Annotated in this window: 13 protein-coding genes; 5 read left to right on the top strand and 8 right to left on the bottom strand. The window is 63.8% G+C overall.

The genetic code is table 11. From position 1 onward, the window contains the following. From V7E26_RS24875 to V7E26_RS24845, 7 genes are all read right to left on the bottom strand, one after another. A partial coding sequence (locus V7E26_RS24875) for an acyl-CoA dehydrogenase family protein (RefSeq protein WP_324421475.1) occupies positions 1–293 on the bottom strand: 293 nt, incomplete at its 3' end. Between the two features lie 113 nt (positions 294–406). Beyond that, positions 407–1,654 carry an acyl-CoA dehydrogenase gene (locus V7E26_RS24870; protein ID WP_324421473.1) on the bottom strand — a complete coding sequence of 416 codons (1,248 nt, stop codon included), beginning with the start codon at positions 1,652–1,654 and terminating at the stop codon, positions 407–409. 110 nt (positions 1,655–1,764) lie between these two features. Then, positions 1,765–2,892, bottom strand: coding sequence for an acyl-CoA dehydrogenase family protein (locus V7E26_RS24865; protein ID WP_324421471.1), 1,128 nt, complete (start codon positions 2,890–2,892; stop codon positions 1,765–1,767). A gap of 111 nt (positions 2,893–3,003) precedes the next feature. Beyond that, positions 3,004–4,872 carry an AMP-binding protein gene (locus tag V7E26_RS24860; protein WP_324421469.1) on the bottom strand — a complete coding sequence of 623 codons (1,869 nt, stop codon included), beginning with the start codon at positions 4,870–4,872 and terminating at the stop codon, positions 3,004–3,006. A gap of 49 nt (positions 4,873–4,921) precedes the next feature. Then, entirely contained in the window at positions 4,922–5,728 is an 807-nt protein-coding gene (locus tag V7E26_RS24855) for an enoyl-CoA hydratase/isomerase family protein (RefSeq protein WP_324421467.1), read from the bottom strand. A 148-nt stretch (positions 5,729–5,876) separates the two neighbouring features. After that, on the bottom strand, positions 5,877–6,635 hold the full coding sequence (locus V7E26_RS24850) for an SDR family NAD(P)-dependent oxidoreductase (RefSeq protein ID WP_212442804.1): 759 nt from the start codon (positions 6,633–6,635) through the stop codon (positions 5,877–5,879). An 80-nt stretch (positions 6,636–6,715) separates the two neighbouring features. After that, positions 6,716–7,369, bottom strand: coding sequence for a TetR family transcriptional regulator (locus tag V7E26_RS24845; RefSeq protein ID WP_324421463.1), 654 nt, complete (start codon positions 7,367–7,369; stop codon positions 6,716–6,718). A 162-nt stretch (positions 7,370–7,531) separates the two neighbouring features. On the opposite strand from V7E26_RS24845, the gene V7E26_RS24840 reads away from it, so the two are divergent. The 4 genes from V7E26_RS24840 (at position 7,532) to mbfA (ending at position 12,733) form a co-directional block, all read left to right on the top strand. Further along, positions 7,532–8,704 (top strand): acetyl-CoA C-acetyltransferase, encoded by a 1,173-nt coding sequence (locus V7E26_RS24840; protein WP_324421461.1) that lies wholly within the window; start codon positions 7,532–7,534, stop codon positions 8,702–8,704. A gap of 116 nt (positions 8,705–8,820) precedes the next feature. Then, the gene (locus tag V7E26_RS24835) at positions 8,821–10,362 is read left to right on the top strand and encodes an acyl-CoA synthetase (RefSeq protein WP_324421459.1); all 1,542 of its coding nucleotides are present in this window, start codon (positions 8,821–8,823) and stop codon (positions 10,360–10,362) included. 163 nt (positions 10,363–10,525) lie between these two features. Further along, complete coding sequence (locus V7E26_RS24830; RefSeq protein ID WP_324421457.1) at positions 10,526–11,689, top strand: alpha/beta fold hydrolase; 1,164 nt, start codon at positions 10,526–10,528, stop codon at positions 11,687–11,689. A gap of 72 nt (positions 11,690–11,761) precedes the next feature. Then, complete coding sequence (gene mbfA, locus V7E26_RS24825) at positions 11,762–12,733, top strand: iron exporter MbfA (protein WP_324421455.1); 972 nt, start codon at positions 11,762–11,764, stop codon at positions 12,731–12,733. A 7-nt stretch (positions 12,734–12,740) separates the two neighbouring features. Here mbfA and V7E26_RS24820 read toward each other — a convergent pair whose 3' ends face one another. Then, positions 12,741–13,739 carry an ABC transporter substrate-binding protein gene (locus V7E26_RS24820; protein WP_324421453.1) on the bottom strand — a complete coding sequence of 333 codons (999 nt, stop codon included), beginning with the start codon at positions 13,737–13,739 and terminating at the stop codon, positions 12,741–12,743. Between the two features lie 172 nt (positions 13,740–13,911). Between V7E26_RS24820 and V7E26_RS24815 the strand changes: the two genes are divergently transcribed. Then, positions 13,912–14,320: amidase family protein (locus V7E26_RS24815; protein ID WP_324421451.1), on the top strand; the 409-nt coding region annotated here is incomplete at its 3' end.

Below are 14,320 nucleotides of genomic sequence, written 5' to 3'. Positions count from 1 at the left end.
GGCTGCGTCAGCTTGCCGTAGACGCCCTCTTCCTGCTGCCAGATCACCTTCTCGATCGGCGTCGCGCCGCGCCCGCCATATTCCTTCGGCCAGTGCAGACAGGCCCAGCCACCCTCGGCCTTCTTCTTCTGCCAGGCCTTGCCGACGTCGACGATCTCTTCCTTCTCCAGGCGGATGCGCCCGAGCGAGGATTTCGACAGCTCCGCCTCATATTGCTTCGGCGCATTGGCGGCGATCCATTTGCGGGCGGTAGCGCGGAATTCCGCTTCCTGCGGGGTATCGTCGAAGTTCATGGCGGCTCCTTCTTTCTTGTCATTCCGGGGCGCGCATCGCGCGAACCCGGAATCTAGAGGTTATGTTGCTCGAGGTTCCGGGTTCGCCGCTGCGCGCCGCCCCGGAACGACACTTACGCCCGTCCCTTGGTCGGGATCTTGTTGAACGGCACGTCCTTGTCGACCCTGATATCGCCGGGCAAGCCAAGCACGCGTTCGGCGATGATGTTGCGCATGATCTCGTCGGTGCCGCCTTCGACGCGGGTGCCCGGCGCGCGCAGCAGCATCGCCTGGAATTTTCCCGCGACCTCGGCGTCTTCGGCTCCGCTCAACACGCCGGCGGCGCCCTGCAGATCGAGCGCATACATCGCGACCTCCTGCACCATCGAGCCCGCGACCAGCTTGCCGATGGAATTTTCCGGTCCGGGCCGTTCGCCCTTCGACAGCGCCGAGATCGCGCGCATGCTGGTGTATCGGAGGCCGCTGGCCTTCACCGCATAGTTCGCAAGCCGGGAGCGGACGCCGCGATCCTCGATCGCGGGGCCGTCCTCCAGCATCAGACTGTTGCAGAAGTCGAACAGTTCGGGGAAGCCGGTCGAAACGCCGGCGCCGATCGACATCCGCTCGTTCATCAGCGTGGTCAGCGAGACGTTCCAGCCGTCATTGACGGCACCGAGCCGCTGCGAATCCGGGATCTTCACGTCAGTGAAGTAGACCTCGTTGAAATCCGACTGGCCGCTGGCCTGCTTGATCGGCCGCACCTCAACGCCCGGGCTCTTCATGTCCAGGAAGAACATGGTGAGGCCCTTGTGCTTGGCGACATCAGGATCGGTGCGCGTCAGCAGGATGCCGTAATCCGAATAATGCGCGCCCGAGGTCCAGATCTTCTGGCCGTTGACGATCCAGTCGTCGCCCTTTTTCTCGGCGCGGGTGCGCAGGCCCGCGACGTCGGAGCCGCCGGCGGGTTCGGAGAACAATTGACACCAGACCTTTTCGCCTGATGCCAGCGGCGGCAGGTATTTCCGCTTCTGCTCCTCGCCGGCGAACGCCATCATGGTCGGCCCGCACATGCCGTGGCCGATGATGAACATGCCGCTAAGCTTGCCGAACGGCCCCTCTTCCTGCTGCCAGATCACGCGCTCGATCGGCGACGAGCCGCGACCGCCATATTCCTTGGGCCAGTGCAGGCAGGCCCAGCCGGCATCGGCCTTCTTCTTCTGCCAGGCTTTTGCAACCTCGAGCATGTTGGCGCCCTTCAGCCCGGAGCGGCCGAGCGAGGTCTTGCGCAGTTCTTCCTCATATTGCTTCGGCGCGTTGGCCTGGATCCACGCTTTTGCCTCGGCGCGGAACGCGGCTTCCTGCGGGGTGTCGTCGAAGTTCATGGTCTCAATCCTCTCGTCCGTCATTCCGGACGAACCGCGAAGCGGGTCGATCCGGAATTTCGAGATTCCGGGCTCGATGCTTCGCATCGCCCCGGAATGACGTTCATTCGTTACGCCGCGTTCTTCTTGCGCATGCGATCGATCAACTGATCTTCCCAGTACGACAGGCTGCCGAGCGTCAGCGCCGTGGCGTTGGCGCGGCGGTAGTACATGTGGCAGTCGAACTCCCAGGTGAAGCCCATGCCGCCGTGAACCTGGATGTTGTTCTTGGAGCAGTGCTGGAACGCCTGCGTCGCGCTGACGCGCGCAGCCGCAGCGGCTTCCGGCAATTCGCCGGCGTTGGTGGAGAGCGCCCAGGCGCCGTAGTAACAATTCGAGCGCGCCAGCGTCGCCGAGACGTACATGTCGGCCAGCATGTGCTTGACCGCCTGGAACGAGCCGATCGGCCGGCCGAAGGCGATGCGGTCGAGCGCGTAGTCGCGGCCCATTTCCAGCGCGCGGTCGGAACCGCCGACCTGCTCGAACGCCAGCAGCACGGCTGCGCGGTCGAGCACCTGGCTCAGAATGCTCCAGCCCTCGCTGGTGGCTCCAAGCGGTTCGGCCTTGGCGTTCTTGAAGGTGAGTTCGGCCTGGCCACGGGTCGGATCGAGATTGGTCAGCGCTCTGGCTTCAACGCCGCCGGCCTTGAGGTCGACCAGGAACAACGAGATATCGCCATCGCGCCCGGTCGAGCCGGTGCGCGCGGCAACAACAGCGAAATCGGCAATCGCGCCATCCGGCACCGGTTTCTTCAGGCCCGACAGCGTGCCGCCGGAGGCCTGCAGCTTGATCGCTTTCGGCGACGGGTTGCCCTTGCCCTCGAACAGCGCCAGCGTGCCGATCGCCTCACCGGAGGCGATCTTCGGCAGCCATTTCTGCTTCTGCGCGTCGGAGCCAGCGATCAGCAGCGCCTCGGCCGCGAGATAGACGGTGGAGGAGAACGGCACCGGCGCATTGGCGCGGCCCATTTCTTCCGCGATCACGCAGAGTTCGAGATGGCCAGCGCCCGCACCGCCGAACTCCTCGGGGATCGCGACGCCGAGGAAACCCATCTCGGCGAGGCCCTTCCACAACTCCTTGTCGTAGGTCGCCTTGCCGTCGAGCACTTCACGCACCGCCTTCGGCGGGCACTTCTCGGCGAGGAACTTCCTCGCCTCGTCGCGCATCTGCTTTTGTTCGTCGGAGAAATCGAAGTTCATGGCGTGTTACTCGGGTTGATGTCGGTTTCGTAGGATGGGTGGAGCGAAGCGATACCCATCGATGGCTTGGTCGGGTCTGATGGGTTTCGCTGCGCTCTACCCATCCTACGGTCAGTTCAGAATTATTACGTTCTCTCCCGGTATGGCGGCGTAGAGCTTCTCCACCAGCGCGGCGCGGCGTTCGAGGCCGGCGCGCTGGTTGATGTAGCCCTTGTCGGTGAGTTCGTTGCCGTCGATCGAGGGCGGCTCGGCCATCAGCATCGCACGCGCTATTCGCATGCTGCTGCCGGTGGCGGAAGCGTTGTGCGCTTCCAGTCCGCGCCTGAAGCAGGCGATCACCTCGGGATGCCTGATGACGTCTTCGAAACTCGCGTCGGCGTTGCCGACGATCTGGCGGCAGGCGTGCAGGTTGGGCCAGGCGAGCAGCCCGATGAATTCCCGATCCTGTCCCGCAACCAGCGCGTCGTGCACCACGGGCGACGCGGCCGCGATGGCGTCGGTACGGAGCGAGCCGACATGGACGAAGGTACCGGTCGTGAGCTTGAAATCCTCGACCACGCGGCCGGCGAAGATGATGCCCTGCAGCGGATCGTTCTCGTCGACGAACACGCCGGCATCGCCGATGCAGTAATAGCCTTCCTCATCGAACATCTTCTTCGTGAGGTCAGGCTGGCCGAAATAGCCCGGCGTGACGTTGACGCCGCGCAGCCGCAGTTCGTATTTCGCGCCGCACGGCACCAGCTTCAATTCCACGCCGGGGAACGGCAGGCCGATCAGGCCGACGCGCTCGGTGTCCCAATAGGTGCCGGTCGAGGTCGGCGCGGTCTCGGTCGAGCCCCAGCCGGTGTAGAACACGATGCGCTCGCCGGTGGTCTTCACCGCCAGCGCCTGCATGCGGTCGTAGAGATCGTCAGGCAGTCGCGCGCCGCCATAGGCCATGATGGAGAGGTTCTTGAAGAAGCTGCGGCACAGCGCGTCGTCCTTCTCCATCGCGGCGGCCAGCGCCGCGTAGCCGGCGGGCACGTTGGCATAATAGGTCGGAGACACCTCACGCAGATTCCTGATGGTCTCCTCGAGCTGGCCCGGCATCGGCCGGCCGTCGTCGATATAGAGCGTGCCGCCATCGACCAGGATCGGATGGAACGCGGCATTGCCGCCCATGGTGTGATTCCAGGGCATCCAGTCCAGCACGGTAGAGACCGGCCCGTCCGGATCGCGCGGGCGCACCTGCATCATCATCGCCGCATTGGCGCACATCATCTCCTGCGTGTTGATGACGGCCTTGGGCATGCCGGTCGAGCCCGACGTGAACAGCAGCTTGCCGATCGTGTCAGGCGTGATCTTCGCAATCGAATCCTCGACATCCGAAGTCACCGGCGTTGCCGCGAGATCGGCAAAGGACACGCTCTTGACGCCCTCGCAGGGCCGCAGCACGTGAACGACGGTGATCCCGGTGAGATCGAGCGCCTTCAACGCCTTCTCGAAGGTCGGGCCGTCCTGCACCATCACGACCGCAGGCTTGATCAGATTGAAGAGGTATTTGAGCTTGAGGTGATCCTGGCTCATCAGCGAATAGGCCGGCGACACCGGCGCGGCGGGAGAGCGCGCCTGCATCGCGGCCTGCGTCATCAGCGCATGCTCGATCGAATTGCCCGAGAGGATCGTCACGGGACGGCCTTCCAGGCCGAGGTTGAGCAATCCTTGCGTCAGCCCATCAACGGTGCGCTTGGCTTCACCGTAGGAGACCTTCCGCCATTGCCTGTCGGCGCCGCCGCGCTGCGCGAGCCAGGTGCGTTCGGGCGCTTCCTTTGCCCATTTCGCCAGCGACGCCGGGATGTGCTTTTCGTAAGGCTGCAGCGGAATGCGCGACTTCAGGACGATGACGCCGTCAGGACGACGCTCGATCGCAATGTCGCGCGCCAGCCACTCGATCTTGCGAAAGACTGGCTTGGTCAACACGGCGGCGGCACTCCCACTCATATTGCGTCTCCCGGAATTCGTCCTTTGCGGATCTCTTCAGCCTTGTTTTCTACCGCCTGATATAGACAGGCTTTCGTTTCTCAAGGAAGGCCCTGATGCCTTCGTTGAAATCTTCGGAGCGACTGCACAACACCTGATTGCGGTCTTCCATCGCGATCACGGCCTCGATCGAGCCGGCATCGACGCTCATGTTGATGCATTCCTTCGAGAGCCTCAGGCCCACCGGCGAGGCCGTCATCATCGCGTCGACGTAAGGTTCGGCCGCGGCATCGAGGCCACCCTCCTCGACGAGTTCGGAGACGAGGCCGACGGCAAGCGCGCGTTCGGCGCCGATGAAGCGGCCGGTGAGAATCAGTTCGGATGCTACGGAGACGCCGACCAGGCGCGGCAGGAAATAGGAGGTGCCGATATCGCAGCCGCCGAGGCCGAGCTTGATGAAGGCGCAGTTCATCCGCGCCGACTTGGTGGCGATGCGGATATCGGCGGCGAGTGCCAGCGCGAAGCCGCCGCCGGCCGCCGCGCCCTGGATCAGCGCGATGATCGGCTGCGGGCAGCGCCGCATCAGCATCACGATGTCGGCGATGCGGCGCTGCGAGTCCAGCGACTCCGTTACCCCGGGCGGCTCCTCCTGCCCGGCGCGACGCTTCATCGCATGTTTCAGATCAAGCCCGGCGCAGAACGAGGCGCCCGCACCCTTCAGCACCACGACACGGGTCGAACGGTTGCGCTGCAGGCCTTCGAAATAGGTATTCAACGCGTCGATCAGCGAGGGATCGAGCGCGTTGAGGCTGTCGGGCCGGTTCAGCGTGACCCAATCGACGCCGTCATGATGTGCAATCAAAAGCGGGCTTGTCACGCAGATCTCCCAATGCCGCGAAATGGGTCCCGGCTCTGCGGTGCACCGTGAAGAACGCTGCACCGCGTCCGCGACACATTCCCCGGACGCTGCGCAGCACGAAGTGATGCGCCGCTGATCCGGGGTCCATTCTTGTTCTTGCTCCGCCCTACCGCGGTGCCATGCGGATGGCGCCGTCGAGGCGGATGGTCTCGCCGTTGAGCATCGGGTTCTCGACGATGTGAACCGCGAGGTTGCCGTATTCCGAGGCGTCGCCGAGGCGGGCCGGATGCGGCACCTGCGCGCCGAGGCTCTTGCGGGCCTCTTCGTTCAGCCCCATCAGCAGCGGCGTCAGGAACAGGCCGGGCGCGATGGTGTTGACGCGGATCTTCAGGCTGGCGAGGTCGCGCGCGGCCGGCAGCGTGAGGCCGACGACGCCGCCCTTCGATGCCGAATAGGCGATCTGGCCGATCTGGCCCTCATAGGCTGCGACCGACGCGGTGTTGATCGCGACGCCGCGTTCCTCGCCGATCGGCGGCGCGGTGGCGAGGCGCTCCGCAAACAGGCGCAGCACGTTGAAGGTGCCGATCAGGTTGACGTTGATGATGCGGACGAACTTCGCCAGCGGATAGACGCCGTCCTTGCCGACGGTACGCTGCGATCCGCCGATGCCGGCGCAGTTCATCAAAACGCGGGCGATGCCGTGCGCGGCTTCGGCCTTGGCGATCGCCGCCTTGATCGCTTCTTCGTCGGTGACGTCGGCATGAAGGGCAACGCCCTTCACTTCGGCCGCGACCTTTTCGGCATTTTCCTTGTTCTGGTCGATCACGCCGATTTTCGCGCCCTTGGCAGCCATGGCGCGGGCGGTCGCGGCGCCCAGGCCCGAGCCACCGCCGGTGATGAGAACGGCTACGTCTTGCAACTGCATTGTGATTACCTTTCCTTGGAGTGTTTCTTTTCTAGACTTGGCGAATGGCGAATAGGGAGTAGCGAATGGAAATACATTCGCTATTCGCCATTCGCCATTTGCCCATTCAGCATGCCGCCGAAGATCAGCGCTTCCATATGATTGATATAGTCGCGGCAGACTTCGTCGGTGACCGGCCCGACCCCGGTCGCCCGCGACATCGCCTGACGGCCGAAGAACAGGTGATCGCAGGCGCCGATCAGGCTGGTGTAGAACAGCACGGGGTCGATATCGCGGAACTCGCCGGCCTTGACGCCCTCGGTGAGCAGACGGCGGTGAAAGTCCAGCAAGGGCGCGACGAAGAATTGCGAGACCTCGTCTGCGGCCTCCATGCTGCTCTCATGCAGGAGATAGTGGATCAGCCGGTTCATATAGGGGAACTGGTGATAGGCGCGGATGATGCCGCCGATATGCAGGCGCAGCTTCGCGGACGGCGTGATCTGCTGGCTGATCAAATATTCGAGCTGCGACATCTCGGTGGCGGCGTCGCGCGCCAGAAGCGCCAGCAACAGCCCGTCCTTGTTGCCGAAATGGTATTTCACCAGCGCGGCGTTGACGCCCGACTTCTGCGCAATATCGGACAGCGAGACCTCGATCGAGGCGCGCTCGATCATCAGCTCGCTCGCCGCGACAAGCAGCTTCTCGGCGGTGGCATTTCGGCCGCCCGGAAGCCTGGTCGGTACGCTGGTATTCAACTGAGATCCCGTCACTGCCTGAGGGGAGGAAAAATCTGGCCGCACATAAGCGCATGCCGCGCCTGCACTCAAGAGTTAATTGATTGATTGACTAAATCGCACCGCATCCCTTAAATCCGGCCCGACTTTTCCAACAGACAACAATGTTCAGGGAGAACAGACATGGCTGAGGCCTATATCGTCGCCGCCGCGCGCACCGCCGGCGGCCGCAAGGGGGGACGTCTGGCGGGCTGGCATCCGGCCGATCTCGCCGCCTCCGTGCTGAACTCGCTGGTCGACCGCTCCGGCGTCGATCCCGCCCAGGTCGAAGACGTGATCATGGGCTGCGTGATGCAGGCCGGCGAACAGTCCAACAACATCGCCCGCAACGCGGTGATGGCCTCGAAGCTGCCCGAAAGCGTGCCCGCCACCTCGGTCGACCGCCAGTGCGGCTCGTCGCAGCAGGCGCTGCACTTCGCGGCGCAGGCGGTGATGGCCGGCAGCATGGACATCGTGATTGCCGCCGGCGTGGAGTCGATGACGCGCGTGCCGATGGGCCTTGCGTCGTCGCTGCCCGCCAAGAACGGCTTCGGCCACTACAAGAGCCCGGGCATCGAGAAGAAGTACCCGAACATCATGTTCAGCCAGTTCACCGGCGCGGAGATGATGGCGGAGAAGTACGGGCTCTCCAAGGACCAGCTCGACGAGTACTCCTACAACAGCCACCAGCGCGCGATTGCCGCCACGCAAGCCGGCAAGTTCAAGGACGAGATCGTTTCGCTGCAGATCACCCGCGCCGACAACTCGACCGACACCCACCATATCGACGAAGGCATCCGCTTCGACGCCAGCCTCGACGGCATCAAGGGCGTCAAGCTGATCGCCGAGAACGGCAAGCACACCGCCGCCAGCGCCAGCCAGATCTGCGACGGCGCCTCCGGCGTGATGGTCGTCAATGAAAAGGGCCTCAAGTCGCTCGGCGTGAAGCCGCTGGCCCGCATCCATCACTTGACCATGATGGGCGGCGATCCCGTGATCATGCTCGATGCGCCGCTGCACGCCACCAAGCGGGCGCTGGAGAAGGCCGGCATGTCGATCAACGACATCGACCTGTTCGAGGTCAACGAGGCCTTCGCCGCCGTTCCCGTGGCGTGGCTCAAGACCACCGGCGCCGATCCGGAACGGCTGAACGTCAATGGCGGCGCGATCGCGCTCGGCCATCCACTCGGCGGCTCCGGCACCAAGCTGATGACGACGCTGGTCAATGCGCTGAAGCAGCGCAACAAGCGCTACGGCCTGCAGACCATGTGCGAAGGCGGCGGCATGGCCAACGTCACCATCGTCGAGCGGCTGTAAGAACGAGAAAAGCGAATAGCGGGTGGCGAATAGCGAATGGTGAATGGGCGAAGGAAATCCTCCTTTCTCCCCATTCGCTACTCGCTACTCGCCATTCGCGCGTCGAGGAAACACCCATGACCCATCCGTCCGTTCACGCCCGCAATACACCGAACAAGATCGCCTACCAGATGGCCGGCACCGGCAAGGCGATCACCTATCGCGAGCTCGATGCGCTCTCGAACCAGGGCGCGCATCTGTTCCGTTCGCTCGGGCTGAAGGCCGGCGACCACATCGCACTGCTGATGGAAAACCGCCTCGCCTTCATGGAAATCTGCTGGGCGGCGCAGCGCGCGGGCCTCTACTACACCGCGATCAGCCGCTATCTGACGCAGGACGAGATCGCCTACATCGTCAGGGATTGCGGCGCGAAGGTCTTCATCACCACGCCGAAATGCTGCGAGCAGGTCAAGGGCCTGGTCGGCCAGGTCGGCGGTCCGCTGCTCTACATGATGGACGAGCCCGAGCCCTACTTCCGCTCCTATGACAAGGAAGCCGCCGTGCAGCCGACGACGCCGATCGCGGACGAGGTGGCCGGTTACGACATGCTCTACTCTTCCGGCACCACCGGGCGGCCCAAGGGCATCAAGAAGGGGTTCGAGGGCAAGCCGATCGACGAGCCGAACCCGCTCCTGAAGATTCTCTGCGCCGACATGTGCGGCATGTCGTCCGACAGCATCTATCTTTCGCCGGCGCCGCTCTATCACGCGGCTCCCTTGCGCTTCAACATGATGGCGGTCACGCTCGGCGGCACCTCCATCATCATGGAGCATTTCGACGCCGAGGAATTCCTGCGGCTGGTCGAGAAGTACGAGGTCACGCAGTCGCAGCTGGTGCCGACCATGTTCGTGCGCATGCTGAAGCTGCCGGACGAGGTGCGGGCGCGCTACAACGTCTCGACGCTGAAGGGCGCGATCCACGCGGCGGCGCCCTGCCCGGTCGACGTCAAGGCGAAGATGATCGAGTGGTGGGGGCCGATCCTGATCGAATATTACGCGGGATCCGAGGGCAACGGCGTCACGGTCTCGACCTCGCAGCAATGGCTGACCCATCGCGGCACCGTCGGCCGCGCCGTGGTCGGCAAGGTGAAGATCCTGGACGAGAACGACGAGGAGCGGCCGACTGGCGAGATCGGCACGGTCTATTTCGCCGACGCGCCCGTATTCACCTATCACAACGATCCCGAAAAGACGAAGAAGGCCTACAACGACAAGGGCTGGTCGACGCTCGGCGACGTCGGCTATCTCGACGCCGAAGGCTATCTCTATCTCACCGACCGCAAGAGCTACATGATCATCTCCGGCGGCGTGAACATCTACCCGCAGGAGACCGAGGACGTCCTGATCACCCACCCCGCGGTTTCCGACGTCGCGGTGTTCGGCGTGCCGAACGAGGAAATGGGCGAGGAGGTCAAGGCCGTGGTGCAGCCGCACGACATGGCCAGGGCCGGCAAGGAGCTCGAAGCCGAGCTGATGGTGTTCTGCCGCCAGCATCTGTCGCCGATCAAATGCCCGAAGAGCATCGATTTCGAAGCGGAATTGCCACGCACGCCGACGGGGAAACTGGTGAAGCGTCACCTGCGCGACAGGTATTGGCCGAAGGCGCCGGCGAAGGCGTAATCTCTCCCTTGTCGTCCCGGCGAACGCCGGGACCCATGACCACTGCTGTTGATCGCTTTACAAAGCTGGGGCTACAGCCTTTTATCGCATCGACATTTGTGGTTATGGGTCCCGGATCGCGCTCGCTACGCTCGCTTGTCCGGGACGACAAGGGTTGCGCCAGATGAACACAACAACGTCCCTCCCCGACATCCCGCTCCCCTCCACCATCCGCTCCCGCCATGTCGATGGCATCAACGGCCTGCGCATGCATGTGCTCGAAGCCGGCTTCGAGACGCGCGGCCGTCCCTGCGTGCTGCTGCTGCACGGCTTTCCCGAACTCGCTTTTTCCTGGCGCAAGGTGATGCCGGCGCTGGCGGAGGCCGGCTATCACGTGATCGCACCGGACCAGCGCGGCTACGGCCGTACCACGGGCTGGGATAGGGATTATGACGGTGACCTTGCATCTTTCCGTTTCCCCAATCTGGTGCGCGATGCGCTCGGACTGGTGTCGGCGCTCGGCTACAGGAGCGTTGACGCTGTCATCGGGCATGATTTCGGCTCGCCGGTCGCGGCATGGTGCGCGCTGATCCGGCCCGACGTGTTTCGCTCCGTCGTCATGATGAGCGCGCCGTTCGGTGGGCCGCCGTCGCTACCGTTCAACACCGTGGACGGCCCGGCGAAGTCGTATGACGATCCGATCCACCGCGATCTCGCTGGCCTGCCACGACCGCGCAAGCACTATCAATGGTACTACTCGACGCGCGAGGCTGATAACGACATGCACCGCCCGCCGCAGGGCGTGCACGATTTCATGCGCGCCTACTACCACCACAAGAGCGCCGACTGGAAAGACAACAGGCCCTATCCGCTGAAATCCTGGACCGCGGACGAGATCGCCAAACTGCCGACCTATTACGTGATGGACCTCGCCAGGGGCATGGCCGCAACCGTTGCGGAAGAGATGCCCTCGCCCGCCGAGATCGCCGCCAACACATGGCTGCCGGACAGCGAGCTTGCCTTCTACAGCGCCGAGTATGAGCGCAACGGCTTCCAGGGCGGCCTGCAATGGTATCGCTGCGGCACATCGGGCGCGTTCATGGCGGAATTGCAGACATGGTCCGGCCGCACCATCGACATTCCCTCGGCCTTCATCTCCGGCAGGCAGGATTGGGGCACGTATCAGCGGCCCGGCGTGCTCCAGGCGATGCAGACAAAGGCCTGCACCAGCATGATCGGCTGCCATCTCGTCGATGGCGCGGGCCACTGGGTGCAGCAGGAGCAGCCGGAGCAGGTGAGCCGGTTGCTGGTGCAGTTCCTGCATGACGCGAAGTCGACGGCGAAGTAAGGCACGGGCCAGCAATTGACCGTGGCAGGCGCTAATATTAGAATAATTCTAAAGTAAGAAAAGGCGCGTGCCGTGAAGAATTTCGCCGACCTGACCGAGCGCGAGGTGCTGGCCGTTGCGATCTCCTCGGAAGAGGAGGACAGCCGCATCTACATGACCTTCGCGGAAGACCTCTCCGAGCGCTATCCCGATTCGGCCAAGGTGTTCGAGGAGATGGCCGAGGAGGAACGCGGCCATCGGCATCGCCTGCTCGAACTGTATGAGAAGCGCTTTGGGCCGCATCTCCCGCCGATCCGCCGCGATGACGTCAGGGGCTTCCTGAAACGGCGTCCGATCTGGCTGACCAAGAACCTGCCGCTCGACACCATCCGGAAAGAAGTCGAGACGATGGAGCTCGAGGCCGAGCGCTTTTACGTCAGGGCCAGCGAGCAGGCCGAGGATGTTGGCGTCAGGCGCCTGCTCGGCGACCTCGCCGAGGAGGAGAAGCACCACGAGCAGCTCGCGGTCAGGCTGACCGACGAGATCCTGAAGCCCGACGTGCGCGCGGAAGAGGACAAGACGCGGCGGCGCATGTTCGTGCTGCAATATGTGCAGCCGGGTCTGGCCGGGTTGATGGACGGCTCGGTCTCGACGCTGGCGCCGCTGTTCGCGGCGGCCTTCGCCACCCACCAGAACTGGCAGACGTTCCTGGTCGGGCTCGCCGCCTCGATCGGCGCCGGCATCAGCATGGGCTTTGCCGAAGCGCTGTCGGACGACGGCTCGCTGACGGGGCGCGGTTCGCCCTGGCTGCGCGGCATCACCTGCGGGCTGATGACGACGCTCGGAGGACTCGGCCACACCTTTCCCTATCTGGTGCCGGATTCGTGGCCGAACGCGTTCTGGATCGCCACCGCGATCGCCTGCGTCGTCGTGTTCTTCGAGCTCTGGGCGATCGCCTTCATCCGCGCCCGCTACATGGACACGCCGTTCCTGCAGGCGGTGTTCCAGATCGTGCTGGGCGGCGCCATCGTGCTTGCGGTCGGGATATTGATCGGCGCGGCCTGAAGACCGATCAACTTCCGTTCAGCCCGCCGATCTCCGGGAAGAACATATCCTTCCACGACGCCGGCTCGTGCTTGATGGTGCCGACCCGGCGCATGAATCTTGCAAACTTCATCGTCGCGGCCGGCGTCATCGTCCACTCGACATTGGGCCCGGTCACCACCTTGGTCACCATCTCCAGCGGCAGCTTGGAATTGCTGTCATTGATCCAGCTTTGCGCGGTGCCCTTCGGGTCCGCCGCGATAATCGCGGTCGCTTCCTTCACGGCATCGAGGAACGCCGCATAGAGCTCCGGATTTTCCTTGCGGAACCGCGCCGAGGTCCAGGCCACCGTGAAGGTATGCGGCCCCAGCACGTCGAATGACGACAGCACGGTGCGGATGTTGCTCTGTTCGAGCTGCTGGAACTGGAACGGCGGCACGCTGAACACCGAGTTGACGCCGCCTGCACCGCCGAGCATCGCAATCGTCGCGTCCGGCGGCGACATCGAAACCGTCAGCGGGTCGAGCTTGCCGTAGTTTTCCTCGCCATAGGCATTGGCCGCCGCCATCTGCAGCAACACCGCCTGCACCGAGACCTTGATCGAGGGCACCGCGATGCGGTCGCGATCGGTGAAATCCTTGATCGACTTGATCGCGGGATTGGCGGTGTTGAGCAGGAACGGCTGCGAGCTCAGCGCGCAGATGCCCTTGACCTCGAACGACGTGCCCTGGGTCTTGTCCCACAGCGTGATCAAGCCGGGCACGCCGCCGCTGACGATGTCGGTCGAATTCGACAGCAGCGCCTCGTTCATCGCCACCGGCCCGTTGAAGCGCTGCCAGGAGACCTTGAAATCCTTCAGACCGCGTTGCGTCGCGTATTTCTCGATAAGCTTGTCGCGCTTCATGACGTTGAATTGCAGGTAGCCCATCGAGAACTGCTCGGCCAACCTGATTTCCGTGGCGCGAACCATTGTCGCACCGGCGATTGTGATGGCCATCACGGCGCCCGCCATCCACGCCAATCTCATCGCTCTCTCCCCTGTTCTCGTTTCTTGTTGGCCGGGAGACTAGCGCGCAAAGCTCGGTTTCGCCAAGGCGCCAGCCATAGTATGTCTACCACTGTACAGCTATTGCTCTTGCCGCACGCGATCAAACTGAGCATCATCCGCGCCGTTTCGAAATCAGCGCGGGGAGTACGCCTTGGCCAGATCGCAATGGAGCTTCAAGACCGCCGTCGAATTGTCGGCCGCACTGGCGGCAAAAAAAGTTTCGGCGGTCGAACTCGCCGAGGACGCCATCGGCCGCATCGAGCGGCATGATAGGAAAATCAACGCGATCTGCGTTCGCGATTTCGAACGTGCCCTTGCCGCCGCCCGCACAGCCGACGCCGAATTGGCGCGCGGCGCGAACAGGCCGCTGCTCGGGATTCCCCTGACGGTGAAGGAATCCTACAATGTCGCGGGGCTGCCGACGACCTGGGGCATTCCGGCGCATAAGGATTTCCGGCCGGCGGAGGATGCGCTGTCGATCTCGCGCGTCAAGGACGCCGGCGGCGTCATCCTCGGCAAGACCAACGTGCCGCTCGGGCTCGGCGACTGGCAGAGCTACA

The sequence above is a fragment of the Bradyrhizobium sp. genome, from assembly GCF_036735945.1.
Classification (GTDB): Bacteria; Pseudomonadota; Alphaproteobacteria; order Rhizobiales; family Xanthobacteraceae; genus Bradyrhizobium.
The sequence above is the reverse complement of the archived record's forward strand: the minus strand, read 5'-3'. Positions and strand labels throughout refer to the sequence as shown.

Excerpts from the sequence above, each read along its gene's own strand:
- V7E26_RS24860 (WP_324421469.1), bottom strand. The coding sequence starts at position 4,872 with ATGAGTGGGAGTGCCGCCGCCGTGTTGACCAAGCCAGTCTTTCGCAAG.
- V7E26_RS24850 (WP_212442804.1), bottom strand. The coding sequence starts at position 6,635 with ATGCAGTTGCAAGACGTAGCCGTTCTCATCACCGGCGGTGGCTCGGGC.
- V7E26_RS24835 (WP_324421459.1), top strand. The coding sequence starts at position 8,821 with ATGACCCATCCGTCCGTTCACGCCCGCAATACACCGAACAAGATCGCC.
- V7E26_RS24865 (WP_324421471.1), bottom strand. The coding sequence starts at position 2,892 with ATGAACTTCGATTTCTCCGACGAACAAAAGCAGATGCGCGACGAGGCG.
- V7E26_RS24840 (WP_324421461.1), top strand. The coding sequence starts at position 7,532 with ATGGCTGAGGCCTATATCGTCGCCGCCGCGCGCACCGCCGGCGGCCGC.
- V7E26_RS24870 (WP_324421473.1), bottom strand. The coding sequence starts at position 1,654 with ATGAACTTCGACGACACCCCGCAGGAAGCCGCGTTCCGCGCCGAGGCA.
- V7E26_RS24830 (WP_324421457.1), top strand. The coding sequence starts at position 10,526 with ATGAACACAACAACGTCCCTCCCCGACATCCCGCTCCCCTCCACCATC.
- V7E26_RS24820 (WP_324421453.1), bottom strand. The coding sequence starts at position 13,739 with ATGAGATTGGCGTGGATGGCGGGCGCCGTGATGGCCATCACAATCGCC.